Consider the following 24,037-nt stretch of genomic DNA (forward strand, 5'->3'; position numbering starts at 1 on the left):
TTGATTGGGTAAATATAATTTATTTAGAATTTACCTGTATATAAATATAAAACACAGTGGAACAATTTGATAACGATTGTCGTATAAAGCAATATCACAATTAATTTTGAAGATGCAAACCAGATCCAAACAGTTACTTGTAGTCACCGAAGATGCAGCAAGTATTACCATCCCTTTTAAAAAGAACGTTGTAAATATTAACAGCCTTAGCCGTATTTTTCCGACGATACATGAGTTGAAGCCGGTCGGTATTGTGCTCGATTACGACTTTATAGGTAACGAGACCGAAAAGGTTTTGCGCCGTCTCACATCCAACCCATTTTACAGCGATATAAAAATATATTGCTATAAATCGCGTCCGCATACCAAGGTTGATGGTTTGTTAACCGTCTTGGGCGTTAAGCAATTTATTTATGCCGACACAGCTAAAAAACAAAAGTCAAACATCACCAGCAAACTGTTTGGTTATGTATTAGATGGTGTAATGGCTCCCAAACTTATTGATACCACTCATTAATCTATCCACTCGAACCTGGTATAAGGCACCAATACTTCAGGTACTTTAATACCTTTTTCTGTTTGGTTATTTTCCAATAACGTAGCTACTATACGCGGTAAAGCTAAAGCGCTGCCATTTAGCGTATGCGCCAGTTGTGTCTTACCTTCGGCATTACGGAAACGCAGTTTTAACCTATTACTCTGAAAAGTTTCAAAATTTGATACCGATGACACCTCTAACCAGCGCTGTTGTGCGGCACTCCAGGTTTCCATATCATAAGTTAAAGCCGATCCAAAACTCATATCACCCCCGCAAAGGCGCAATACGCGATAATGTAATCCTAATTTTTGCAGTAAGCTTTGTACGTGCAGACTCATTTGTTCTAATACATCGTAAGATGTTTCGGGGTTTACCACCTGTACTATCTCTACTTTATCAAACTGGTGCAAACGATTTAATCCACGAACGTGTGCTCCATAAGAACCGGCCTCGCGGCGGAAACATGGTGTATGCCCACAATTTTTAACAGGCAACTCATCCGCTTTTAAAATTACATCGCGATATAAGTTGGTAATAGGCACTTCGGCGGTTGGTATCAGGTATAAATTATCTTCGGTAACAAAATACATCTGGCCCTCTTTATCAGGCAACTGCCCGGTGCCAAAGCCCGATGCTTCGTTAACCATCAGCGGTACGCTTACTTCTTTGTAGCCCGCTTTCTCGGCCTCATCAATAAAGAAATTAATTAAAGCGCGTTGCAGCTTGGCCCCTTTGTTGGTGTAAACCGGGAAACCCGCGCCGGTTATTTTAACCCCCAACTCAAAATCAATTAGCTTATATTTTGCAGCCAGTTCCCAATGCGGTAAGGCGTTTGCAGGCAATTGGGGTATCGTGCCGTTTTGCAGCACTACCTCATTTTCTTCGGGTGTTATTCCTTTTGGTACAGATGAGTGTGGCAGGTTAGGCAGCAAAACCAGTTTTTGATAAAGGCTATCCTCAATTATCGCTAACTCGTCATTATACTTTTTAATATCTTCTTTCCAAACACCGGTTTTTGCTTTGATGGTTTCGGCTTCCTCTTTTTTACCGTTGCGCATTAACTCGCCAATTTGTTTGGCTGCTGAGTTTGCTTCTGCGGAAGTATTATCCAATTTTACCTGGGTTTGGCGGCGGCTATCATCCAATTGGATAATTTCATCGACCAAATCAGGTTGTTTAAAATTTTTTACAGCCAAACGTTCTAAAACTTTGTCCCTGTTTTCGCGGATATAACTAACTTGCAGCATTGATATTATTTTTAGGCAAAGATATAATCAGTTGGCGGTTTGCAGTGTTCAGTTTGCAGTTTTTTTGTGTTATGGATATTTTAAACTGAAATGTGAGCTTTGCCAACTGCAAACTAATAACTGCAAACTAAAAAAATGACCGGCAAACTATACCTTGTACCAACCCCAATAGGCAACCTGGAGGATATGACCTTTAGGGCCATACGCGTTTTAAAAGAAGCCGATTTGATATTGGCCGAAGATACCCGCACATCCGCACCTATGCTGAAGCATTTTAATATTCATCAAAAGGTATTTTCGCACCATCAGCATAATGAGCATCAATCATCTAACGAGATCGTAAAGTTTTTGCTGGAAGGAAAGAATATCGCGTTGATATCTGATGCAGGCACGCCTGCGATATCCGATCCTGGTTTTTATTTGGTACGAGAGGCTTTAAAATTTGATATCCCGGTTGAGTGCCTGCCCGGCGCTACGGCCTTTGTACCGGCGTTGGTTAACTCGGGGTTCCCTACGGATAAGTTTTGCTTTGAAGGATTTTTACCTTTAAAGAAGGGCCGCCAAACGCGTTACAAGTTTCTGGCTGATGAGGAACGGACCATTATACTTTATGAGTCGCCGCACCGTTTGTTAAAAACATTGGATGAGATGGCAACTTATTTTGGTGACCGACAAATATCCGTATCGCGCGAGTTGACCAAAATGTTTGAAGAAACCGTCCGCGGCACCGTTACCGAAGTTAAAACCTACTATGAAACACATCCCGCAAAAGGCGAGTTTGTGATTTGCATTGCGGGGGCCTTGCCCAACGAGGCCGATAAAAAGAAAAAGAAGTATGAGGATGACGAAGAGGAGGATTAACAATAGATAAAGGGGTTTAATGAATCTGAATTATTATGGATGCTTATTTAAACAGTGCGAAAAAACAGTTTCAGTACTACAAATCGCTTGGTGAAAAAACAATGGCACAATTACAAGACAAAGATTTGTTTTGGTGCTATAATGAAGAGAGTAACAGCATTGCCATCATTATACAACACCTTTGGGGCAATATGCTTAGCCGGTGGACAGATTTTTTAACCAGCGATGGCGAAAAAGAATGGCGCAACCGCGACCTTGAATTTGAAAGCGTAATTAATACCCGCGAAGAACTAATGGAGAAATGGAACGCCGGCTGGAAATGCCTGTTTGATGCTCTTGACTCTATAACACCTGCTGACTGGGATAAAGACATTTACATACGCAATGAGCGCCATAGTATAGTTGACGCTATAAACAGGCAACTGGCGCATTACCCTTACCATATTGGCCAGATAGTTTTTATTGGCAAAATGGCGGCGGGTGATTGGAAAGCGCTTACTATACCTAAAGGAAATTCGGCGGCATTTAATGCCGAGATGTTTAACAAAAAATAAACGCGCGTCATTGCTTCGTTCCTCGCAATGACGTGACGGCAAACAAAATATGATGAAGAAAAATATATTGCTATCCGTATTCTCGGGCTTGTTGCTTTGGTTAGCTTGGCCACCCATGCATTATACCACAGTATTTTTATTTTTTGGACTGGTACCGATGCTGGTAGCGATAGAAAACATCATTAAATCAACCTCGAAAAAAAAAGGGAAGTTGATATTTAACACCACCTTCCTGGGATTTTTTATCTGGAACACGTTAAGTATTTACTGGGTTTATAATTCGCTAAAAATTGTGGGCGAGGTTGTGGCTATACCTATTTCATTAATCCCTTATGCATTAGGACCATTATTAATGGCAACGGCTTGCTGGCTCTATTATAGGTTAAGGCTAGCAACTAATCGCAACTGGAGCTTGGCTGGCCTGGTTTGCTTTTGGATAGGCTATGAATACCTGCACCAAAGCTGGGACCTTAGTTTCCCCTGGATGACTTTGGGTAACGGTTTTGCGGTTACACATCAATGGATACAATGGTATGAATACACCGGCGTTTATGGCGGCACCATTTGGATATGGATCATCAACATATTGATATTTTTAATTTACTCCGGACTTAGCGAAGCGCAAACTAAACCTGTAAGACAAAAGCTGATCATCGCGTTGGTAGCCATATTAATATTACCACTAAGTTTTTCTTTATACCGATATAGCAGCTACCAAGAGCAATCAAATCCATCAAACATAGTAGTAGCGCAGCCTAATATTGACCCTTATGCTAAAGGCGGCGATATACCGGCTTATCAGCAGGTAGAGACTTTAACTAAGCTATCAGACTCCTTAGGCCAAATTAATACCGAGTTCTTTATGTGGCCGGAAACGGCGATACCTGACCCCATCAATGAGGACCATATCCGTACCGATAATTACTTTGTACAGGCACAGCATTTTTTAGCTAAATACAAAAACGGCAACATTATAACGGGTGCCGAAACTTATAAGCTTTATAATACCCAACAAACTAAAACGGCTAATGTTATACCGGGCACAACACAATATATAGACAGTTACAATACCGCGGTTAGTATTGAAAACTCGGCCGAGGTGCATTTTTACCATAAATCGAAACTAGTACCCGGGGCCGAATCATTGCCTTTCCCGAATGCTTTAGCATTTTTAAAACCGGTGTTTGCGCACCTGGGTGGTGCAACCGGAACATATGCCGGGCAGGATGAACCAAGCGAACTATATTCTGCCAGCGGTATTGGCGCCGCGCCGGTTATTTGTTATGAATCTATCTGGGGCGAGTGGGTGGCTAAGTCCGTTCGTAATGGTGCTCAATTCATTGCTATTATTACCAATGATGGCTGGTGGGAAAATACATCGGGCAAAGACCAGCATCTGGATTACGCCAAGCTGCGCGCTATTGAAACCCGCCGCTGGGTTTGCCGGTCAGCCAATACCGGGATCTCTGCTTTTATTAACCAACGGGGTGACATTGTGCAGCAAACCAAATGGTGGACCAAAACTGCTATTAAACAAAATATTAACCTAAACTCTGACATAACGTTCTATGTTGCCCATGGCGATTACTTGCCTAAAACCGCAAGTTTATTGGCTATTTTACTGGCTTTGTTTTTATTGGTTAGGGTTAGGCTAAAGAATAATAAAAACGTTGTCATTTCTGAAACGAGGCACGAGTGAGACATGACATATGGGGTTGGGATATATATTTACTTCCCTTCTTCCCTACTCAAAATAAACGCTAACAGATCATTAATGGGTTGTTTAATGATTTTGCCGATGTGGATGTCCTGAGTTGCGGCGAGGGCGTTTAGCTCTTCGGCAAATACAAAGGCTATGGAACCTACAAAGTGACTTTTATAGGTATGGTATTCGGGATATGATTTGATGTTAGTGTCAATAAACTCTTGCAGACCTTTTTTTATCAGGCTGCTGCCGTATTCTGTTTTACGGATAACATTAAAAAACCGCGCGAACGATGCTAAGTAAGAGTTTGGCGAAGGTTTTTGGTAAACGTTCTGTATTACCTCTTCTTTAGTTAGTTGATAGGTGTTATTAAATAATGTGTGTATATCTTCGGGCATCAGGCCGTATAAAAAGTCGGTTATCAGGGCTTTGCCAAACCAGGTACCTGAGCCTTCATCGCCCAAAATAAAACCCAGGCCGTGCTTGCCCGAGTGTATCTCCTCGCCATCAAAAAAAGAAATGTTTGAGCCGGTGCCCAGTACGCAGCACAAGCCTTTCTCGTGCCCACAGGTGGCGTATGCCGACCCTAACAGGTCGCTATCAACACTTATATAGGCTTTAGGAAATAATTGGCTTAGCGCGTTAGATACGATCTCATGCCTGTCCGGACTAGAACAGCCCGCGCCAAAAAAGTAAATTTCTTTAACATCTGCGCTATGGGCCACCATATCGGTTGCCTGGTCCTGCAGTATTTTTACAATTTCTTTTTCTGTTAAAAAGTATGGATTTAGTCCCGGTGTTCTAAATGCCGTGGCTTCCTGCCTCGGTTGCTTAAGTAACCAATCTGTTTTTGTTGATCCGCTATCGGCAACTAAGATCATGGTAATTCCTCAAGAATTTTAATGGTAAGCGGCTTATGGATGAAATGAGTGATGTATTTATTGTCTGATGATCTTTTTATATCTGTAGGATCAAAAGATGATGACAATAAAAATATTTTTATGCTGTTTTTATCAATATTTAATTTATCGTAAGCCTCTAAAAATTCAAAGCCACTCATTACCGGCATCCTGATATCTAAAAAAATAACATCGGGTTTTACAGAGCCATTGCCCAGCATCTTGATGGCTTCTGTCGGCGATTCGGTTACAATAATATTTTCGGCAAACTTGCTGCTCTCCAATAGCCGACGTGTGACGAAATTATCTATGTAATTGTCATCAACTAGCAGGCATGTTTGATAAGATGCAGTCATTATGCATCAAAAATAACTAAATATTTGATTATTGGATACTTATGTTGTTAGTAATTTGCTTTAACGTTATTTCTGCCACTTTGGATTGGTATTGCGCAGCAAAAAATGTGGATTGTGCATCTAAGTAATTCCTTTGCGCTTCGCGGATCTCTAACGGGGTTATCGTTCCTATTTTATACTTATCCAGCGATATTTCGAGGTTACGTTTAGCTATAGCTACGTTTGATTGTCCCAGCCTTATCAAATCAAGGCCCGATAAATAACTTACATATAAGTTATTAATTTGTGCCTCTACATTTAACCGGCTTTGCTTTATATCAATAACCGCATTATCAATCTGTATTTTGGCATTGCGCTCTTTACGGGTTTGGTTAAAGCCATCAAAAATATTTATTGAAGCAGTAAGGCCGTAGTTTAAGCCATGTACATCCTGCTGCTGGGTAAAGCCTGCAGGTGTTTTACTATTGCTCCAGGCGTAACCCGCGTTTACACCTACTACGGGGTAACGTGTGGCTTGCACTTGTTTTAAGTTAATATCAGCAATACGCTTGTTTATTTGTGCCGATATAATAGTTGGGTTTTGCGTTTGCGCACTGGCAATAATATCGCCTAAAACCATTTTGCTATCTACAACTATGGTATCGGCTACGGTAAAATCGGTTTGCAGATCGCGCACCAACAGTTGATTAAGCTTTATTTTTGATGCCTTGAACGTCTGTTGTAGTTTTAATAGGGTAGCGGTATCGGTATTTAAATTTACCTGCGCATTTAATACATCCAAACGCGAGACGGTCCCTACGCTAAACTTATCGCTGGCATATTTTAATTGCGTATGCGAAATGGCAATGGCACCGTTTTGCGCTTTTATTTGCTCGTTTTGGTTAATCAGATCGTAATAGGTTAATATTACATCGCCGGTGGTGCTTAACACGGTATCGTGCGTGGTTACCGCGCTCAACTCATTTAATTGTTTAAGCTGATCATAATTGGCAAACATAGAGAACCCATTAAAAATGGTCCAGTTAAGGTTTGGGCCATAACTTAAACTGCTGTTTTTAGCACTGGGTATGGTAACTGTTGTACCGTCTGACTTTGTTTGAACAATATGCTGCCTGCTGTTGTTTTGTGTAAAATTACCCGTAACTACCGGTAAAAACCCGGCGTTACCAATGGTAACATTATTTTGTGCTATGTCTTTATTGTTTTTAGCCAATACAATGTTATAGTTGTTTTTTAAAGCTATTTCAACGGCTTCCCTTAGCGTTAATAAAGGCGCATTTTGTGCTTTAACAGTGGCAATAACTGCCATATAGCAAAACAGCAAGCAAGCTAATTTTTTAAGTTTCATCATTGCCTATTCGTTTTCAATAGTTTTTACTTTTCTCTTTTTCTTTGTTGATGTTTCTGCAGGATCTTCCGCATCAGGGTCATGACGCACTTTTGAAGCAATAAGCACATACATCATCGGGATAACATATAAAGTTAACACCAACGAGAATAACATTCCGCCAATAATTACGATACCTAATGATACCCGGCTTTTTGCACCGGCACCCAATGCCAATGCAATAGGCACTGAGCCCAGTACAACCGCCATACTAGTCATTAATATTGGGCGCAAACGCGCGGTAGCAGCTTCAACAACAGCTTCGTATTTAGCTAAGCCATGCTCCATACGCTGGTTGGCAAACTCAACAATTAATATACCATTTTTGGTTACCAAACCTACCAGGGTTATAATACCTATCTCGCTAAAAATGTTTAATGTTTGGTCAAATAACCACAATGATAGAAACGCCCCCGCAACCGCTAGCGGCACGGTAAGCATAACGATAACCGGGTCTTTAAAGCTTTCAAACTGGGCGGCCAACACCAGGTAGATCAATAACAGCGCGAAGATGAAGGCGTACATAATGTTAGAAGCACTCTCGGCAAAATCCCTTGATGCACCGCTTAATTCTGTACTAAAAGTCTCGTCCAATTGTTCTTTGGCAATCCGGTTCATTTCGTTAATACCGTCGCCCACCGTATGCCCCGGCGATAAATTTGCCGAAAACGTGGCCGACTTAAACCTGTTAAAATGGAATATAGCCGGTGGTGTAGCATCTTCATCAACCTTAACCACGTTATCCAACTGTATTAGTTTACCAACGTTGTTACGTACATAAATAGTTTTCAAGTCCAGCGGCTGATCGCGGTTGGCCCTATCGGCCTGGGCTATTACCTGGTATTGCTTACCATTTAACAAGAAATAGGCTAAACGGCCATTACTATAATATAACTGCAGCGTTTGCGCGATATCTGATACCGATACGCCCAGATCGCGAGCACGGGCACGATCTGTAACTACTCTTAACTCGGGCTTGGTAAATTTTAAATTCACATCCGGCGTTAAAAAAACCGGGCTTTTACTCACCTCGGCAAAAAATGCGGGCAGTACTTTACGGATCTTTTCAAAATCCTGGTTCTGTATTACAAACTGCACCGGCGCACCGCTTTTGGCACCGCCGCCACCGGCACTTATAGTCTGTTCCTGCTGCACATTTACCCGTGCATCGGGCATACGGCTTACTTTTTTGGTTAGCCAATCGGCAATATCCTGTTGTGATCGTTTCCTTTCGCCTGGTGGTACCAAACCAATACGGCCAAAACCACTATTTACAGCGCCATTACCACCGCCACCTGCGGCTATGATCTCCAGGTTTACATTCGCTTCGGGTATGGAGTCGGCTATCATATTGGATAAGTTATCCATATACCTCGTCATATATTCGTATGATGCTCCTTCTGCGCCGGTTACGCCATATCGCAGCATGCTTTTATCATCAAGCGGGGCCAACTCAGATTTGATCACTTTGTTAAGCCCTATAATTATACCAACCGATGCTACCAGGATGACTATTGCTATCCACCTGCGCTTCATAAAGTCAACCAGTGTTTCCGTGTAGGCATTGGTCATTTTTACAAAGAATGGCTCGGTGCGTTCGTAAAACTTTGATTTTTTTGAGTCCTTACGGATCAACTTAACGTTAAGCATCGGGGTTAATGACAGTGATACAAATGCCGATATCAATACCGACCCCGCAACTACTACCGCAAATTCGCGGAACAATCGCCCTGTAAATCCTTGTAAAAACACAATGGGTAAAAACACTGCTGCCAACGTAATGGAGGTTGATACTACTGCAAAGAAGATCTCGGCCGAGCCTTCAAAAGCGGCTTTACGGATCTCCATCCCAGCCTCTACTTTTTTGTAGATATTCTCCGTTACCACAATACCATCATCAACCACCAGCCCCGTGGCGAGGACTATCCCCAACAACGATAATATATTAATGGAATAGCCAAAAACATACATGATAAAGAATGCCCCTATCAATGATACCGGTATATCAATTAACGGCCTGAAAGCTATGAGCCAATCTCTAAAGAAGAGGTAAATAATAATTACCACCAGTATAAATGATATGCCCAGCGTTTCTTCAACCTCGGTAATAGATTGATTAATGAACTGGGTATTATCTGTTAATACTTTTACGTGGATATCGGGCGGCAGGTCCTTCTTTAATTGTTCAAACCTTTTATAAAAGTCTTTAGCTATTTGTACATAATTTGCGCCGGGTTGCGGCACAATGGCTAATGCCACCTGCAATACACCGCCTTCTTTAAACGCCGTTTCCTCATTGGCTGATCCCAGTACCGCGTAACCTACATCGCTTAACCTAATAACCCGGTTACTATCGGCACGGATAATTAAGTTGTTAAACTCTTTTTCGGTACTCATTTTACCAATAGCACGGATGATGAGTTCGGTATTATTACCTTCAATTTTACCGGCAGGCAGCTCTACGTTCTCTTTATTTAAAGCATCGGTAATATCACTCGCGGCTAATCCTAATGATGATAGTTTAGCAGGATCTATCCATAAACGCATGGCATACTGCCGCTGACCTTGTATATTAATGGAGCTTACACCGGGTATAGTTTGCAGGCCTTCCTGTAATACGTTTTCTGCATAATCATCAACCTGGGTTATGTTACGCTTGTCGCTGGTTACAGATACAGTGATAATGTTATCAGCGTTGGCATCAGCCTTGGTAACTACCGGTGGGGCGTTAATGTCCTGCGGTAGCTGACGCTGTGCCTGGCTCACTTTATCGCGCACGTCATTAGCGGCGGTTTCCAGGTCGGCATCCAGATCAAACTCAACCGTGATATTACTTGAACCAACCGAGCTTTGCGATGATATGTTACGGATACCCGGTACACCATTAATGGCTTTCTCTAATGGCTCGGTAATTTGCGATTCAATTACATCGGCGTTAGCACCCGAGTAACTGGTACTAACGGATATAATTGGCGGATCTACCGAAGGGAAATCACGGATACCTAAAAAACTGTAGCCTATAATACCAAATACAACAATTACAATAGACATAACTGTTGCCAATACCGGCCTTTTTATACTAACTGAGGATAAACTCATGATGGGCAGCTTATTTAATTACTTTAATAATTTTTAAAGGAACTTTAGGACGCATTTGTATAATGCCCGATATCACCACACTATCACCCGGCTTTAAGCCGCTGATGACCTGGATCTTTGTATCGGTACGCACATCTGTTTTTACAGGTTTTGCAACTGCCATGCCTTTATGATAAACATACACTACGCTGCCCTTCAGATCGGGCACTACACACTCAGTAGGCAGCATAATTGTTTTGGGTACTTGGTCGAGCGCCAGGTTGATCTTGGCAAAGGCACCCGCTTTAAGCAATCCTTGAGGGTTATCGGCCTTGGCGCGGATGGTAATGGTGCGCGAGTTTACATCAATAGATGGCTCTATAGCATACACAACCGCTTTAAATTTTTGCTGTGAGCTAGGTACTGTAAAGCTCACTTTGCTTCCTTTGTTAATCAGCGATAAATATTTTTCGGGAATCGAAAACGTAATTTTAGCCGGATCAATATTTACCAGCGAAGCTATCGAGGTATTTGCTGATAGATACCCCCCCGGACTTACCGAACGCAAACCAATTGTACCTGAAAATGGCGCCCTAATCTCCGTCTTAGCTATTTGAGCTTTTATTACATCACTTTGCGCTTTTAACGTATTTAAGCCGGTAAGCGAGGTATCATACTCCTGTTGGCTTATGGCCTCTTTTTGCAGCAATATTTTGTTACGGTATTCATTTTGTTTAGCTAATGCTATTTGATACTCGTTTTGCTTTAAAGCGGCCACCTGGTCAAGGGCATATACTTTAACCAATAGCTGCCCCTTACTAACATGCGACCCTTCTGTAAAATATATGCCGGTAATGTTGCCCGCTGTCTCGCTTATCAGGTTTACCTTTTCGTTAGCATCTATGGTACCGGTTATGTCAATATTGTTATCAAGTGTGGTATCTTTAACTATCATCAGCTTTACCGACACGGGGCCGTTACGGCCGCCGCCCTTACCTTTACTACCTTTGGGGTCGCCGTCTTTGCCTTTGGTAATTGCATCCCGTTTTTTGGCATTATCGCTAAATAGCTTATTGTAAAGTAAAACGCCGACCACCAATGCCAGCAAAATGAATATGTAATACCTGGTTTTCATATCGTGATAATAAATTAGATGGTATAAGATGCAGATTCTTTAAATTGTTCTAAGTTGTCCCTCATTTTAGCTAATACGCTTTCAAATATTTCCATATCATGTGCTGACACGTTTTTTGAGGCGGACCGATTCATGTGTTCAAAAACTCTTATAATGTGGGGTACAGCTTTTTTAGCTTTATCTGTTACACCTAACAAATGCTGCCGCCTGTCAGCAGAGTTAACTTGCCGGTATACAAAACCTTTCTCGGTAAGCTCATCAATAATCTTTACAATTATTGATTTGTCCTTGTCCAATTTTTCGGCAAGAGCTTTTTGTGTGAGTTCACCATCATAGAAACAAATAACCGTCAAGGGGTAATAATAACGGTTAATGTCTAAATGCGCCATGTGGTTGCCCAGCACAGTTAAATATGCCTTGCCTAAAACATTTAGCTTTCGCGATACAGGCTCAATTAATTTCACTTTCATAAGTTAGATTTATAAAAGTAATTAGTTACAAAGTAAAATAGTTGCGTGTATCAACCATTTTACAACAATTTAATTACATTAGCCTATTAAGGCAAATAGTAAAATTTATACATTGCGCCATGAAAAAAAGTATATCAGTTATTTTTTCTTTAATTCTACTTTGTATGGCTACCATTGCTAATGCTGCAGATAATACCAATATTACATATACCGTTTCCTTCGCCGAGGCACAAGCGCATTATGCTGATGTAGAAATGAAAGTTACCGGGTTAAAGCAAAACACCCTTGAACTTAAAATGCCCGTTTGGACACCCGGCTCATACCTGGTGCGCGAGTTTGCTAAAAACATTGAAACACTTAGCGTAACTGCCAATGGAAAGCCACTTTACGCACAAAAAATCCGTAAAAATATATGGCAGCTTAATACCGAGGGTATTGCAAGCGTGATTGTTAAATACCGCATTTACGCTTTCGAAATTTCGGTACGTACCAGTTTCATCGATGCATCGCACGCGTTTCTGTCATCGCCTGATATTTTTTTATATCCGGGCAATATGCTGCATGCGCCTGCAACCATACATATTATCCCTTATAAAGGATGGAAAACCGTATCAACCAGTTTAGAAAAAGTTAATGGGGATGCGTTTACACGATACTCGCCTGATTTTGATATTTTGTTTGACTCGCCTATAGAGGTGGGTACACAGGATGTTTTTGGCTTTGATGTCGACGGCGTAAAATATGAGGTTGCAATGGTTGGCGGCGGCAAATATGATAAAGAAAGGCTTAAAAATGACCTTGCAAAAATTGTAGCCGAAGAGGTGGCCATTTTTGGTGAGAACCCAAACAAGCACTATACCTTTATTGTACATAATGCCTTAAAAGGAGGCGGCGGTTTAGAGCATTTAAGCTCAACAACGCTGGGTGGATCGCGTGATGCGTATGCAACCGAAGTTGGCTACCAAAATTTTTTAAGCCTGGCCGCGCATGAGCATTTTCATTTATGGAACGTTAAGCGCCTGCGCCCGATAGTATTAGGTCCATTTGATTATGATAACGAAAACTATACCACCAATCTATGGATAGCCGAAGGCTTTACTGCCTATTACCAGGATATTATAGTGCGCCGCACCCAGCTTTATACACCGGATAACTACCTGGATGTTTTAGTAGATGACATTAACCAACTAGAAAACATACCGGGTGCTAAAGTGCAAACGCTATCGCAATCAAGCTATGACGCGTGGATAAAGGCTTATAGACCTAATGAGAACTCGGTAAATACCGGTATATCTTATTACACCAAAGGTGCCATAGTTGCCTTAATGCTCGACCTTGAGATTATTAATAACAGCAAAGGCAAAAGCTCATTAGATGATGTAATGAAGTACATGTACAACGAGTATTACCAAACAAAAAAACGTGGTTATACCGATGCCGAGTTTAAACAGGGTCTTGAAAAATTTGTCGGTAAAAATCTTGATGATTTTTATGCCAAATACATTAATGGTTTAACACAGGTACCTTATGATAAATATCTGGCGTATGCAGGGTATAAAACTACCAATACGCTGGCCGATAATAACGAAGCATATTTAGGCATAACGCAAATACCGCTTACCTCCCGGGTAATTGTGGCAACGGTGCAACGCGGCAGTGCTGCCTGGATTGATGGCATAAACGTTAATGACGAAATAGTTGCCATTGATAACAAACCATTACCCGAAACAGCCAACATTATTGCCGACAAGAAACCCGGCGATAAAATTGAAGTAACCGTTATACGCGATGGCCTGGCGGTAGTACTACCTGTAACATTATTAAAAAGCACCAAGGTAAAATATAAAATCGAAGAGCTGCCAAACGTTTCTGCTGAACAACTTGCAGTACGGAAGAAATGGTTATCGCTTAAATAAAACTATTACAAACGCAAAAGGCTCCCGATAAAACGGGAGCCTTTTTGCATTTTCCAATGTGCTATTAGAGTGCTGTCGGTCTTCTTATTAAGCCTATTAATAATGCAATTACTGCAATTACCAGCAATACGTGGATTATTCCACCTGCCGAATAAAGAAAGAAACCTAACGCCCATCCTATTACCAGGATAACCGCTATGATATACAATAGTGAGTTCATAATTTGTTGTTTTTAGTTAATGTTTTCATAGATGTAACTATTTATTCAAAACCAATGCCATTACTTGCCCACTAATTATTTTATTGATCAATAACTTAATAATCGGTATAAAAACATTCTTTTATGGAATAATCTATTACTCCACTGTTGTATTTATTAAACATTGTGTAGCAAAACCAATAAAGCGCTAAGCACCTTTTTTAGTTTTTAAACTTTCCATCAATTGATCATAAAGATCAGTGCCGGTTGTTTTATGCGGCTTTAATTTTTTAACGGTAGCGCGTTTTCCTTTTGATTTTGCCTTGATGATATTTAGCAATGAATCATTGTATTCATCTTTAAATTTAGATACATCAAACTTTTCGGCATATTGGTCTATCAGTGCCAGGCCCATATCCAATTCTTTTTTGCTGATGGTCATATCCGCTGCAATGTTAAGATCATCCGTATCACGTATTTCTTGGGCAAAGCGTATGCGGGTTACTACCAATATGTTTTTAACAGGGTGTACTATACAAAGGCTTTCGGTACTGCGCAATACAAAGCGGGCCAGCCCGGCTTTTTTTGATTTTACCAGGGCTTGCAATAAAAGGCCGTAAGCTTTATTGTTTTTGGTATCAGGCTCGGTATAATATGATGTTTCGTAAAACATGGGGTTTACCTCATCAACATTTACAAAACTTTCTATAGTGATAACCTTGCTTTTTTCGGGTGCGGCATCCTCAAAGTCATGCTCATCTATTATTATATATTCATCATCCAGCTTATAGCCTTTTACAATTTTATCGTAGGGCACTTCTTTGTTCGTATGTTCATTTACACGCTGGTAACGTATGCGCGAATGGTCGCGGCTATCCAGCATATCAAAATCAAGCGAGCTGGTTTGCACCGCCGAAAACAATTTTACCGGTATACTTACCAAACCAAAACCAATTGAACCTTTCCAGATAGATCTCATAGCTAATGTTTTATTAAGCTATAACTGTAAGTGAGGGAAAAGGGTTTTAAATTGTTATAGCAAAACGGTTTTAACGCGGGCTAGTTAAAGATCAAATAATAAAGAACACCGAATATCCAATGTTGAATAAAGAAGGAATTCGGGGTTCGATATTAATTTACTTCCTAACTTGACAACATTGCTCATAACTTTACCCTAAACAAAAAAGCCACCCATCGGGCAGCTTTTTATTTGTTATTTATAGGTGCTAATTTTTTATTGCTTATTCAGGCACGCTTGCAATGCGGTATGCTGTGTTGCCATTACTGTCTGTTATAGCTTCATAATAAACATCATCAGGCCCTACATAATATTTCTTTTTATTTAAAGTAATTACTCGTGAGTGATCAGGCAGGTGATTTACAATATCACCAACTTGCGGAGCCTGTGCATTATCTGTACCGGCATTATCGGTATTTAATACACCATCTTTTCCGGCCACAACATATACTTTATCTCCCTTGTCATTAATTACTATTTTATAGTATATACCATTATATTCAAAATATTGCTGGTTATCTATCATGATAGATTTAGCCCTATTGGGCAATTGTGGCACAGCTGCACCAACTGGCGGAGCGGTTACTACATAGCCTTCATCATCACCATAAGGGCGATAGAATATGCCATTTGAGTAATAGTACAATGATGGCCCCATGTAAAATGGGTAATACCCATAAGGCAATGTATTTAAATAAAATCCTAATGACGGGTAGCCATAAAAACCATAAGGACTATAAGCCGAGCGATAACCCAAATTTAGTCCTAAACCAATACCACTACGGAAACCGCCGCCAATACTTACGCTCCCGCCACCACCACCACGGCTAAAACTTCCGCCGCCGCTACCGCCACTGCTGGCATGTGCGCCGCCACGTTGTGCATCTGCGTTTAAAACCACCATTACCGAAAGCGCCCCGGTTAACAATAACGCTGACGCATATTTATATAACTTTTTCATATCACTTAAAGAATCATAAACACAATTTAGAGCTATATAGTATCTGTTTGTTAAACTTTAACATTTATCTTTGGTTTGTTAGACAAATTTAGGTTGAAAGGGTTTAATTGAAGGTAAGAAATATTTTATAAAAAAAGCAGCCCCTAAATCCGATAGCTATTGGATCTCTCCTGGCAGAGGAGACTTTTTTAAAGCCCTACCTACCGGGGAGGTTGGGTGGGGCTTATTCAATCACTTCCGCCGGAAAGATCAGCCTGAAATTACTGCCCAGGTCCTTAACCGAATCAACCTCAATTTTAATATGATGGAATGTTGCTATCGATTTTACAATAGGCAGGCCAAGGCCAAAACTATCCTGCTGCATTGATTGCCTGAATTTTTTAAAGCGATTAAATATAAAAGGCATATCCTCTGTACTTATCCCAATGCCGCTATCGGTTATATTAACTATTAAATTACCGTTTTCATGCTCGGTGGTAATTACAATCTCGCCATCAACCTTGTTATATTTTATGGCGTTGTTAACCAGATTAAAAAACAGGTTAAATATTAAAAACTTGTTAACGTTTACCAACACCACATCCTGCGGGATCAGGATATCAAACGTAAGGTTCTTATCGGCTAAACGAACAGATATTTCATCATTAACCTCCTGTAACAACTCACTTATAGAAATTTTATCTTCTTTTAAAAACTGCTCGTTTTCTATTTGCGATATCAGCAACAACGTTTTAGTAATACTTTTTAGACGATTTAATATTTTCTGCATTTCCAGCAAACGCACTTTTAGCTCATCCACAATATCCTCGCGCTCGAACATGTTTTCGATCTTTGATTGCAGGATAGATATTGGTGTCATTAACTCGTGCGATGCGTTTGATATAAACTCGCGCTCTTTTTGGAACGCCGCCTCAATCGTCTCTATCATTTGGTGGATACTGATATCCAGATACTGAAAATCAGATGTGCTGGTTTTAACCTCTTTGTACGACCCGAATTTTGGGAACTTCTGCCCTATCAGCTTGGTTTTAATGATAAGGCCTAGCGGCCTTAATACCCGGTTGGTATAAAATAAATCGGCCAGGATGGTTAATAATATCATTATTACCAATACACCAAAGGCAATGTTTTGCAGCGGGGTACTGGTTTCATCAAGTGTGGCTATACTTTTGCCAATCTCTAATAAATACTGTTTGTTGTTAAGTTTAAAGGTGTGGCTAAGTATGCGATATTCTATCGTATCGCGCTCAACCAGGCGTCTTTCGTTTTTAATGTTATCTGCAAAATGCCCGGGGACGGTATCATTCTCTATAGTAAGATACTCTTCTTTAAGCGGCAGGTAATAACTGCCATAAGTTTCACCATCGGGTATATAGTTTTTTATACCCCTGGTCTTTACTATCTGCAGGAATTTATTTTTTTGCTTGATTAAGTTATTATCAACATAACTACGGCTTATATTTTTTATTAAAACCGGCACCAACAATACAAACAGTACTACTATTACCAGTTTTGATATGGCATTAAACAGCGTAAGTTTTGTTTTTAGTTTCAATGTTAAGTATTCATTTTAACTTTATAACCCAGGCCACGTACTGTTTCCAACCAATCGGGCGGTGCATAAACATTTAACTTTTTGCGGATGTTTTTAACATGCGCGTCAATATAGTTTGAATCGTAATCGTCATTAATAACGCTGCCCCAAATATGCTCGCTTAGCTGCGTACGCGTTAGCGTCCGGTTTTTATGCAGGATGAGGTAAGCTATCAGGTCGAACTCTTTTTTGGTAATACTGCTTACGGCAGTATCGCCGCAGGTAATTACCCTGTCGGTAAGGTTTATTAAAAAATCGCCCAACTCAACAATACTTTGTTTCAACCCAAATTTACGGCGCATAATAGCCTGCATGCGGCTTTGCAGCTCTAATAACGAAAACGGTTTGGGCAGATAATCATCGGCACCCAGATCAAGACCACGCACACGATCATAAACTTCGGCACGGGCGGTTAAAATTATACAGGCTGCGTCGGGATTGTTTTTTTTGGCTTCTTTAAGCAGGTCAAGGCCATCATAATCTGGCAGGCCCAGGTCTATCAAAATAAAATCGTACAGGCTGGTGCCAATTTTCTCAGACGCTGATCGGCCGTTATAGCAAACATCAGTAACGTAGTTATGATTGGTCAGAAATATTTCCAGTTCATGCGCCAATGCTTCCTCATCTTCAATAATTAAAACATTCATACCTGTTATTAATAAAAAACGTAGAAAAATGATGCATTTAAAAAAGACTCGTGCTTATTCTGCAAAGCGCCCTCTACATTAACCGGTATAGAGTATTTATAAGAAAACTCGAACGTATAATGCGGACGGTTATAAGCTATAGGTAACTTAAAGCTGTAGTTAAGTACATTAAGGCGCCCGTTATTAAAATCGTCATCAACACGCGGGCTGGCATTTAACTGCTTTTCGTGCTCTATGGAGTAACGCTGAACAAAGTTTTGTGTACCCACAATAAAGCTTATGGCCGGGTTAAACGACAAGTAGTCTTTATCATCAAAAATATTGCCTTTAGTTTCAAAATATTTAGATTGGGTAACAGTCATAAAGAAATCGCTTGATTTACCAAAGAGATAATCTAACAGAACAGTTGATTTGAAGGGTTTCCAATCGTAGGAATTTTTCCAATTAATATCATTTGACGTGGCCGACTCTATGATCAACTCTTCTTTATTGAAGATAAATCTATTATAGGATATAGCACCTGCAAACCTTTTGGTTGGATGATAGGAATAACCGCCACCCAGGTCAACTTCATCAACAGAAGTGCGATAACCTATCAGCCTTAATGCCGAGCCATAAATAAAAAAACCACCTTTGGTGTTATACACTACATCGGTTGTGAAAAACGGGTAAGTAATAGGGCCCACACGGCCAAAAAACATAGCATCGCTACCATAATTAAAACCAACCGAAAGTGATTGTTTCCTGATAATGGTATCGGTATCTTTTGCAGTGTAGTATATGCTGTTATAGGCAAAGCTATGCCTTAATACCGCTGCTTTGGTAGCGGTGGTACAGGTTATAATTAAAAGCAGTATACGCAGGTATTTCATTTAGTATCAGCTATTAGTTTAGGTTAATTGCCATTTCGTCTCGGTATTTCCGGCGGTCTGTCCAAACCTTCAGGGCGTCGCTGCCTTTTAGGTTTAGGTTTAACTTTAGAGTCCTGCACATTATCGGCGTCACCTATTTTTTCGGGCTTTGCTTGTCGTTTTGCTTTTGATATTTCCTTTATTTTTTTCGGATCATCGTCTGGCTGATGTTGTTTTTTGGTTGTATCTTTTTGCAATTGAGCATTCAAAATAAACCGCATAGCGTTGCCCTTAACAAAGCCATCATTGCCGGTTTTTATTTTAGCGGATGATAAGCCTGTTGCAAATATCAACAACATTACAATATATGCAAGCCGCTTTATCATTGAAGAAAAGAATTTTGTAAAATTTTTTCCAAAAAATCAGTTAATTAGTTAATTAAAGGTTACAGTGAGGCCACAGTTCTAATTTATAGTAATGGATTTAAACTTTATAATTTTTAAGTGGATTTTTTGAAGCACAATCAACAATATCCCGTTACCGGCATAAAAATGATTCATTACATTAGTTACAGCTTACCTGTAATTATGCAATAGTAATACCTTTTGATGGATATACACGGTGGTGGTCATCAATAATTACACAACCTATCTGGTTTAATTGATTTATCAGGTAAATACCGGCATTAACACCAATGGTCATTACAGGAGTAGCCATGGCATCGGCAAACTCGGCAGTTGGGCTAATTATGCTTACGCTTTTAATTTCGCTTACGGTAAAGCCATTTTTAGGTTTACTGGTGCTTAGTTTTTTATCTGTTATGGTAGCATACTTTTCAACGTTTACAGATGTAGCTACAGCCATATTGGCTATATCCATATCAGCAAATGGTTGAGCCTGCTGGCGCGGATCAGCAGTGGCAACGGTCCACGGTTCCATATCTGGCTGTAAACCCCAGGTAAGCAGGTCGCCGCCGGCGTTAATAACACCATTGCTTACTCCCTCTAACTGTAATATATATTTTGCTCTATCCGCAGCATAGCCTTTACTGTTGGCGCCAAAGCCAATACGCATACCTTTTTCTTTTAAAAATACGGTGGTAGCTGTAGCATCCAATACTACATCTTTATAGTTTACAGTAGTATAGGTTGCAACTGCTGTATCATTATGGTCGTCAGCTTTATCGGCAGAGTAATAGGTAATATCAAACGCGCCATAGGTAAGTTCTGATATTTGCAGGGAACGGTCTATCAGTTTATAAATCTCGGCACTAACTTTTACCGGTTTTTTACCCGCGCTACGGTTAATGGTATTTACTTCGCTATCCTCGCTAAAAGTACTAAGTAATTTCTCAACCCTGTTAATTTCGGTAATGGCGCTGGTAATACGCTCGCCGGCCCAAACAGGATCATTTCCTACCACACTAATTTCAAACTTATTTCCCATCAGGCGCACTTCGCGTCTGTATATGGTTAAGTTATTTGCTAATACCTTTTTTAGAGCCAGCATAATCCAGTCTTTTATATCCGACAACTAAATTAGTGTCGCTTTATGAAAACAAGATGAAAAGCCGATTATTATAAGTGCAAAAACCCTATTATAATTATGCTTAAATTAAGTTATTTACAAATTGAATAAGGGTAGAGAACCTGCCCTTCGCCCATTAATAGCTGTACATTATCTTTATAATTGGCAGAACTAACATCTTTTGCAGGGTTTTGCTTAGGATAAGTGATACCCGCAAGGCTGGTTAAAGTATAGATAAGGTTTTCTGAAGACAGTTTTGAATTTTTATGCGCTAACAGGTTTGCTACTTTAGCCGGATACTTTTGTTGAAGTTGGCCAGAGTACCACACAAAAAAAGGCACATGGGTAACATGTTTTGAAGGTGGTGCCCCTGTCATGTGATAGGTAGCATTACTTTTTCCATCTAAAAGATCCTCACCGTGATCGGCGATGTAAGCAACTGCCGAAAATTCATTCAATTTGTTTGCCATACTAATAGCACTATCTATTACCGCGTCGGTATATACAATGGTATTATCGTAAGTATTTACCAGTATATTTTTGAATTTTCTATCGTTAACATCTTCGGGCTGGGTTTTATAGCTTGGTTTAAAAACATCAAAGCTATCCGGGTACCGCTCTGTATAATCAAAATGGCTACCCATTGTATGGATGATAATAAATTTCCTATCCCCTGGTTGTTTTAATATTTTACTTAAAGTGTCCAATAAAGTCATGTCTCTACCAAGATCCTTCTCAGGCAGTACACTGTATTTATTTTGCGCTTCATTGGCATGTACTGATATATTGCCCTCGTCGCCGGGCTGATTGGAAATCCAATACGTATTGAAACCCACTTCGTTAAAAGGAGCAAATATTCCCTTTCGTTTTACATGTTCATCAAAATTTTGAGCCCCTACGCCGCTTAAAATTAACGGTACTGAATGTTCTGTTATAAAAGCACCGGTAGCAACGTTGCTAAATGATATCAAATTTGCTCTTTTATCCAAATGTGGCGAGGTGTTCCTTGAATAGCCATTAATACCCCAGTTATCATACCTGCAGCTTTCGCCAATAATTAATAACACCACTTGCTTTTGATGAAGTGAAGTATCCAGCAACGCGTTAAATTTAAAAGCATCACGCTCTTTTTGTGTGCTTTTAATTAATTGTTTTTCAACCAAAAATCGGTTTATACCTTTGCCAATGCTGGTAGGAAAGGTGTTGTTTATGGTAGTCCTAGCAACATCGTAGTAAGTGTTTGTTTCAAATTTAATGTCCAGGAACGGTAGCAATAGTATTAACACTAAACTTATACCAGCTATATAATAAGCCACCTTTGAAGGCACAACCCTTACGCATTTATACACCAAAAAAACTATTAAGCTTATATATATTGCATAAATAGTTAGCAACGGAATCCAATAACGCTTAAATAATTCTGTTGCCTCATTTTTATTTGTATTTAAAAAAAGCAGTGTAAGATCAGACGAAGCGCTGGTACTAAATGTTAGCGTATACAATAAATTTAAAGGTATAATTAAGAATAGTGGTGATAGTATTGCCAGGTATATTATTATATTTCTTCTGAATATAATAACCGGAAATAAAAAAATGCTCAGAAAATAAAAAAACATCACCAGGGCCTGGAAATAACGTCCTAATAATGCTTGATGAATGAGTTCTGAGAGTGGGATTAATGCAATTAATAATACAAAAGCTATCGGAAAAAGAAGTCGTTCCTTGTCAGATGTATTTAACTTACTCATAGCTGTGATCTGGTTTTAATTAATACATATCACACCTTTAGGGGAAGGAAATGAAGGTATGCCTATCACAAATATAATATTACAATACCATAAGTTAAGAATAAGTTAAAATTATTACATACTTACTGTAATTAAGCCACCGTTCCTTCTTTTAATTTCTCGGCGTTCTCTGCAAACTGCAGGGCCTCCATAATTTCCTGTATGCCGCCGTTCATAACTTCTGATAAATTATAAATGGTTAAACCTATGCGGTGTTCGGTTAAACGGCCTTGCGGATAGTTATAGGTACGTACCTTAGCAGACCTATCGCCGGTGGCAACCATGGTTTTACGTTTTTTAGATGCTTCTTCCAGGTGCTTTTGCAGCTCCAGCTCGTATACTCTTGAGCGTAATACAGCTAAGGCTTTGTCGTAATTTTTTAGTTGTGATTTTTGATCCTGGCATTGTGCAACCAAACCGGTAGGTAAGTGTGTTAACCTTACTGCCGAATAGGTTGTGTTTACAGACTGCCCACCCGGACCTGACGAACAGAACAGATCTTTACGGATATCGCTTACATTCAATACAATATCAAACTCATCAACCTCGGGCAATACCACTACCGATGCTGCCGAGGTATGTACGCGGCCCTGTGTTTCAGTATCAGGCACACGCTGCACACGATGCACGCCCGATTCATATTTCAATGTTCCGTAAGCATCCTCCGCGTTTACGTTAAATACAATTTCTTTATAGCCGCCTGCTGTGCCTTCGGTATAATCAACCAGTTCGGTTTTCCAGCCACGTTTTTCACAATACCGCATGTACATGCGGTAAAGGTCGCCGGCAAAAATAGATGCTTCGTCACCACCTGTGCCACCACGTATCTCAACAATAGCATTCTTAGAATCTTCCGGATCTTTAGGGATCAGCATTAAGCGTATCTGCTCTTCTTTTTCTTCCTGTTGTACCAGCAATTCGTCCAGCTCAGATTTCGCCATTTCGCGAAACTCTTCGTCTTTCTCGGTAGATAATATTTCTTTATTGGTATCTATATTGCTCATAATGTTGCGGTATATATTATACTCGTGAACAATCTTAGCAAGGTCTTTATATTCTTTATTCAACTGGGCAAAGCGCTTCATATCAGCCATTGCGTCCGGGCTGCTTAGCTCGGCTTCTACTGCTTTCCAGCGTTGATAAATTAATTCTAATTTTTCTAACATATTCTATTTATTCAATCGGGCCAGGTAATCGGTCCGGCTTTAAAAAGCCCACAAAAATACAGTTTTTTAAGCTGAAAGTCTAAAGCAAAAAGCGTAAAGCTAAAAGGTTAAGTTATAATGACAAAGCTTTCTGCTTTCAGC

The 24,037-nt window shown here is 40.0% G+C and carries 22 protein-coding genes; 5 read left to right on the top strand and 17 right to left on the bottom strand.

What is annotated here, in order from left to right; genetic code table 11:
- The first annotated feature begins 112 nt into the window (after positions 1-112).
- Entirely contained in the window at positions 113-517 is a 405-nt protein-coding gene (locus tag JWQ34_RS07995) for a hypothetical protein (RefSeq protein WP_299356252.1), read from the top strand.
- Here the strand turns inward: JWQ34_RS07995 and serS are convergent.
- Entirely contained in the window at positions 514-1,785 is a 1,272-nt protein-coding gene (gene serS, locus JWQ34_RS08000; protein WP_299356254.1) for a serine--tRNA ligase, read from the bottom strand. The two genes, JWQ34_RS07995 and serS, sit on opposite strands and share 4 nt — an antisense overlap.
- Before the next feature lie 135 nt (positions 1,786-1,920).
- Between serS and rsmI the strand changes: the two genes are divergently transcribed.
- The 3 genes from rsmI to lnt are packed head-to-tail and all read left to right on the top strand — an operon-like array spanning position 1,921 to position 4,899.
- Positions 1,921-2,646 (top strand): 16S rRNA (cytidine(1402)-2'-O)-methyltransferase, encoded by a 726-nt coding sequence (gene rsmI, locus JWQ34_RS08005; protein ID WP_299356256.1) that lies wholly within the window; start codon positions 1,921-1,923, stop codon positions 2,644-2,646.
- Positions 2,647-2,681: 35 nt separating this feature from the next.
- Positions 2,682-3,200 carry a DUF1572 family protein gene (locus JWQ34_RS08010; RefSeq protein WP_299356258.1) on the top strand — a complete coding sequence of 173 codons (519 nt, stop codon included), beginning with the start codon at positions 2,682-2,684 and terminating at the stop codon, positions 3,198-3,200.
- 52 nt (positions 3,201-3,252) lie between these two features.
- Entirely contained in the window at positions 3,253-4,899 is a 1,647-nt protein-coding gene (lnt, locus tag JWQ34_RS08015) for an apolipoprotein N-acyltransferase (RefSeq protein WP_299356260.1), read from the top strand.
- A 29-nt stretch (positions 4,900-4,928) separates the two neighbouring features.
- Here lnt and JWQ34_RS08020 read toward each other — a convergent pair whose 3' ends face one another.
- Genes JWQ34_RS08020 through JWQ34_RS08045 form a run of 6 tightly spaced genes read right to left on the bottom strand, consistent with a single transcriptional unit; the run spans position 4,929 to position 12,230 of the window.
- The gene (locus JWQ34_RS08020) at positions 4,929-5,786 is read right to left on the bottom strand and encodes an N-acetylglucosamine kinase (protein ID WP_299356262.1); all 858 of its coding nucleotides are present in this window, start codon (positions 5,784-5,786) and stop codon (positions 4,929-4,931) included.
- On the bottom strand, positions 5,783-6,160 hold the full coding sequence (locus JWQ34_RS08025) for a response regulator (protein ID WP_299356264.1): 378 nt from the start codon (positions 6,158-6,160) through the stop codon (positions 5,783-5,785). Before JWQ34_RS08025 ends, JWQ34_RS08020 begins: the two co-directional genes overlap by 4 nt.
- Before the next feature lie 28 nt (positions 6,161-6,188).
- On the bottom strand, positions 6,189-7,511 hold the full coding sequence (locus JWQ34_RS08030; RefSeq protein ID WP_299356266.1) for a TolC family protein: 1,323 nt from the start codon (positions 7,509-7,511) through the stop codon (positions 6,189-6,191).
- 3 nt (positions 7,512-7,514) lie between these two features.
- Positions 7,515-10,646, bottom strand: coding sequence for an efflux RND transporter permease subunit (locus tag JWQ34_RS08035; protein WP_299356268.1), 3,132 nt, complete (start codon positions 10,644-10,646; stop codon positions 7,515-7,517).
- A 10-nt stretch (positions 10,647-10,656) separates the two neighbouring features.
- Complete coding sequence (locus tag JWQ34_RS08040) at positions 10,657-11,760, bottom strand: efflux RND transporter periplasmic adaptor subunit (protein ID WP_299356270.1); 1,104 nt, start codon at positions 11,758-11,760, stop codon at positions 10,657-10,659.
- Between the two features lie 14 nt (positions 11,761-11,774).
- Positions 11,775-12,230, bottom strand: coding sequence for a MarR family transcriptional regulator (locus JWQ34_RS08045; RefSeq protein WP_299356272.1), 456 nt, complete (start codon positions 12,228-12,230; stop codon positions 11,775-11,777).
- 119 nt (positions 12,231-12,349) lie between these two features.
- On the opposite strand from JWQ34_RS08045, the gene JWQ34_RS08050 reads away from it, so the two are divergent.
- Positions 12,350-14,146 carry a M61 family metallopeptidase gene (locus JWQ34_RS08050; RefSeq protein WP_299356274.1) on the top strand — a complete coding sequence of 599 codons (1,797 nt, stop codon included), beginning with the start codon at positions 12,350-12,352 and terminating at the stop codon, positions 14,144-14,146.
- Positions 14,147-14,210: 64 nt separating this feature from the next.
- Here JWQ34_RS08050 and JWQ34_RS08055 read toward each other — a convergent pair whose 3' ends face one another.
- The 10 genes from JWQ34_RS08055 to prfA form a co-directional block, all read right to left on the bottom strand.
- Positions 14,211-14,366: a lmo0937 family membrane protein gene (locus JWQ34_RS08055; RefSeq protein ID WP_299356276.1), complete on the bottom strand. Its 156-nt coding sequence runs from the start codon at positions 14,364-14,366 to the stop codon at positions 14,211-14,213.
- Between the two features lie 187 nt (positions 14,367-14,553).
- Positions 14,554-15,324, bottom strand: coding sequence for a Ku protein (locus tag JWQ34_RS08060; protein WP_299356278.1), 771 nt, complete (start codon positions 15,322-15,324; stop codon positions 14,554-14,556).
- Between the two features lie 262 nt (positions 15,325-15,586).
- Positions 15,587-16,324 carry a DUF6515 family protein gene (locus JWQ34_RS08065; protein WP_299356280.1) on the bottom strand — a complete coding sequence of 246 codons (738 nt, stop codon included), beginning with the start codon at positions 16,322-16,324 and terminating at the stop codon, positions 15,587-15,589.
- A 223-nt stretch (positions 16,325-16,547) separates the two neighbouring features.
- Entirely contained in the window at positions 16,548-17,879 is a 1,332-nt protein-coding gene (locus JWQ34_RS08070) for a HAMP domain-containing sensor histidine kinase (RefSeq protein WP_299356282.1), read from the bottom strand.
- Between the two features lie 2 nt (positions 17,880-17,881).
- Positions 17,882-18,565, bottom strand: a complete 684-nt coding sequence (locus tag JWQ34_RS08075) for a response regulator transcription factor (RefSeq protein ID WP_299356284.1) — start codon at positions 18,563-18,565, stop codon at positions 17,882-17,884.
- Positions 18,566-18,573: 8 nt separating this feature from the next.
- Positions 18,574-19,437, bottom strand: coding sequence for a hypothetical protein (locus JWQ34_RS08080; protein WP_299356286.1), 864 nt, complete (start codon positions 19,435-19,437; stop codon positions 18,574-18,576).
- A 23-nt stretch (positions 19,438-19,460) separates the two neighbouring features.
- On the bottom strand, positions 19,461-19,802 hold the full coding sequence (locus tag JWQ34_RS08085) for a hypothetical protein (RefSeq protein WP_299356288.1): 342 nt from the start codon (positions 19,800-19,802) through the stop codon (positions 19,461-19,463).
- A 199-nt stretch (positions 19,803-20,001) separates the two neighbouring features.
- Positions 20,002-20,925, bottom strand: a complete 924-nt coding sequence (locus tag JWQ34_RS08090) for an FAD:protein FMN transferase (protein WP_299356290.1) — start codon at positions 20,923-20,925, stop codon at positions 20,002-20,004.
- 110 nt (positions 20,926-21,035) lie between these two features.
- Complete coding sequence (locus tag JWQ34_RS08095; protein WP_299356292.1) at positions 21,036-22,691, bottom strand: phosphoethanolamine transferase; 1,656 nt, start codon at positions 22,689-22,691, stop codon at positions 21,036-21,038.
- 131 nt (positions 22,692-22,822) lie between these two features.
- Positions 22,823-23,896 carry a peptide chain release factor 1 gene (gene prfA, locus JWQ34_RS08100; protein WP_299356293.1) on the bottom strand — a complete coding sequence of 358 codons (1,074 nt, stop codon included), beginning with the start codon at positions 23,894-23,896 and terminating at the stop codon, positions 22,823-22,825.
- Positions 23,897-24,037 lie beyond the last annotated feature (141 nt).

The sequence above is a fragment of the Mucilaginibacter sp. genome, from assembly GCF_028288185.1.
Lineage (GTDB): Bacteria > Bacteroidota > Bacteroidia > Sphingobacteriales > Sphingobacteriaceae > Mucilaginibacter.

What these genes read in the sequence shown, in the direction of transcription:
- JWQ34_RS08035 (WP_299356268.1), bottom strand. Translation starts at nt 10,646, where the DNA reads ATGAGTTTATCCTCAGTTAGTATAAAAAGGCCGGTATTGGCAACAGTT.
- JWQ34_RS08045 (WP_299356272.1), bottom strand. Translation starts at nt 12,230, where the DNA reads ATGAAAGTGAAATTAATTGAGCCTGTATCGCGAAAGCTAAATGTTTTA.
- JWQ34_RS08010 (WP_299356258.1), top strand. Translation starts at nt 2,682, where the DNA reads ATGGATGCTTATTTAAACAGTGCGAAAAAACAGTTTCAGTACTACAAA.
- serS (WP_299356254.1), bottom strand. Translation starts at nt 1,785, where the DNA reads ATGCTGCAAGTTAGTTATATCCGCGAAAACAGGGACAAAGTTTTAGAA.
- JWQ34_RS08025 (WP_299356264.1), bottom strand. Translation starts at nt 6,160, where the DNA reads ATGACTGCATCTTATCAAACATGCCTGCTAGTTGATGACAATTACATA.
- JWQ34_RS08085 (WP_299356288.1), bottom strand. Translation starts at nt 19,802, where the DNA reads ATGATAAAGCGGCTTGCATATATTGTAATGTTGTTGATATTTGCAACA.
- prfA (WP_299356293.1), bottom strand. Translation starts at nt 23,896, where the DNA reads ATGTTAGAAAAATTAGAATTAATTTATCAACGCTGGAAAGCAGTAGAA.
- JWQ34_RS08055 (WP_299356276.1), bottom strand. Translation starts at nt 14,366, where the DNA reads ATGAACTCACTATTGTATATCATAGCGGTTATCCTGGTAATAGGATGG.
- JWQ34_RS08030 (WP_299356266.1), bottom strand. Translation starts at nt 7,511, where the DNA reads ATGATGAAACTTAAAAAATTAGCTTGCTTGCTGTTTTGCTATATGGCA.
- JWQ34_RS08080 (WP_299356286.1), bottom strand. Translation starts at nt 19,437, where the DNA reads ATGAAATACCTGCGTATACTGCTTTTAATTATAACCTGTACCACCGCT.
- rsmI (WP_299356256.1), top strand. Translation starts at nt 1,921, where the DNA reads ATGACCGGCAAACTATACCTTGTACCAACCCCAATAGGCAACCTGGAG.
- JWQ34_RS08090 (WP_299356290.1), bottom strand. Translation starts at nt 20,925, where the DNA reads ATGCTGGCTCTAAAAAAGGTATTAGCAAATAACTTAACCATATACAGA.
- JWQ34_RS08040 (WP_299356270.1), bottom strand. Translation starts at nt 11,760, where the DNA reads ATGAAAACCAGGTATTACATATTCATTTTGCTGGCATTGGTGGTCGGC.
- JWQ34_RS08065 (WP_299356280.1), bottom strand. Translation starts at nt 16,324, where the DNA reads ATGAAAAAGTTATATAAATATGCGTCAGCGTTATTGTTAACCGGGGCG.
- JWQ34_RS08050 (WP_299356274.1), top strand. Translation starts at nt 12,350, where the DNA reads ATGAAAAAAAGTATATCAGTTATTTTTTCTTTAATTCTACTTTGTATG.
- JWQ34_RS07995 (WP_299356252.1), top strand. Translation starts at nt 113, where the DNA reads ATGCAAACCAGATCCAAACAGTTACTTGTAGTCACCGAAGATGCAGCA.
- lnt (WP_299356260.1), top strand. Translation starts at nt 3,253, where the DNA reads ATGAAGAAAAATATATTGCTATCCGTATTCTCGGGCTTGTTGCTTTGG.
- JWQ34_RS08075 (WP_299356284.1), bottom strand. Translation starts at nt 18,565, where the DNA reads ATGAATGTTTTAATTATTGAAGATGAGGAAGCATTGGCGCATGAACTG.
- JWQ34_RS08060 (WP_299356278.1), bottom strand. Translation starts at nt 15,324, where the DNA reads ATGAGATCTATCTGGAAAGGTTCAATTGGTTTTGGTTTGGTAAGTATA.
- JWQ34_RS08095 (WP_299356292.1), bottom strand. Translation starts at nt 22,691, where the DNA reads ATGAGTAAGTTAAATACATCTGACAAGGAACGACTTCTTTTTCCGATA.
- JWQ34_RS08020 (WP_299356262.1), bottom strand. Translation starts at nt 5,786, where the DNA reads ATGATCTTAGTTGCCGATAGCGGATCAACAAAAACAGATTGGTTACTT.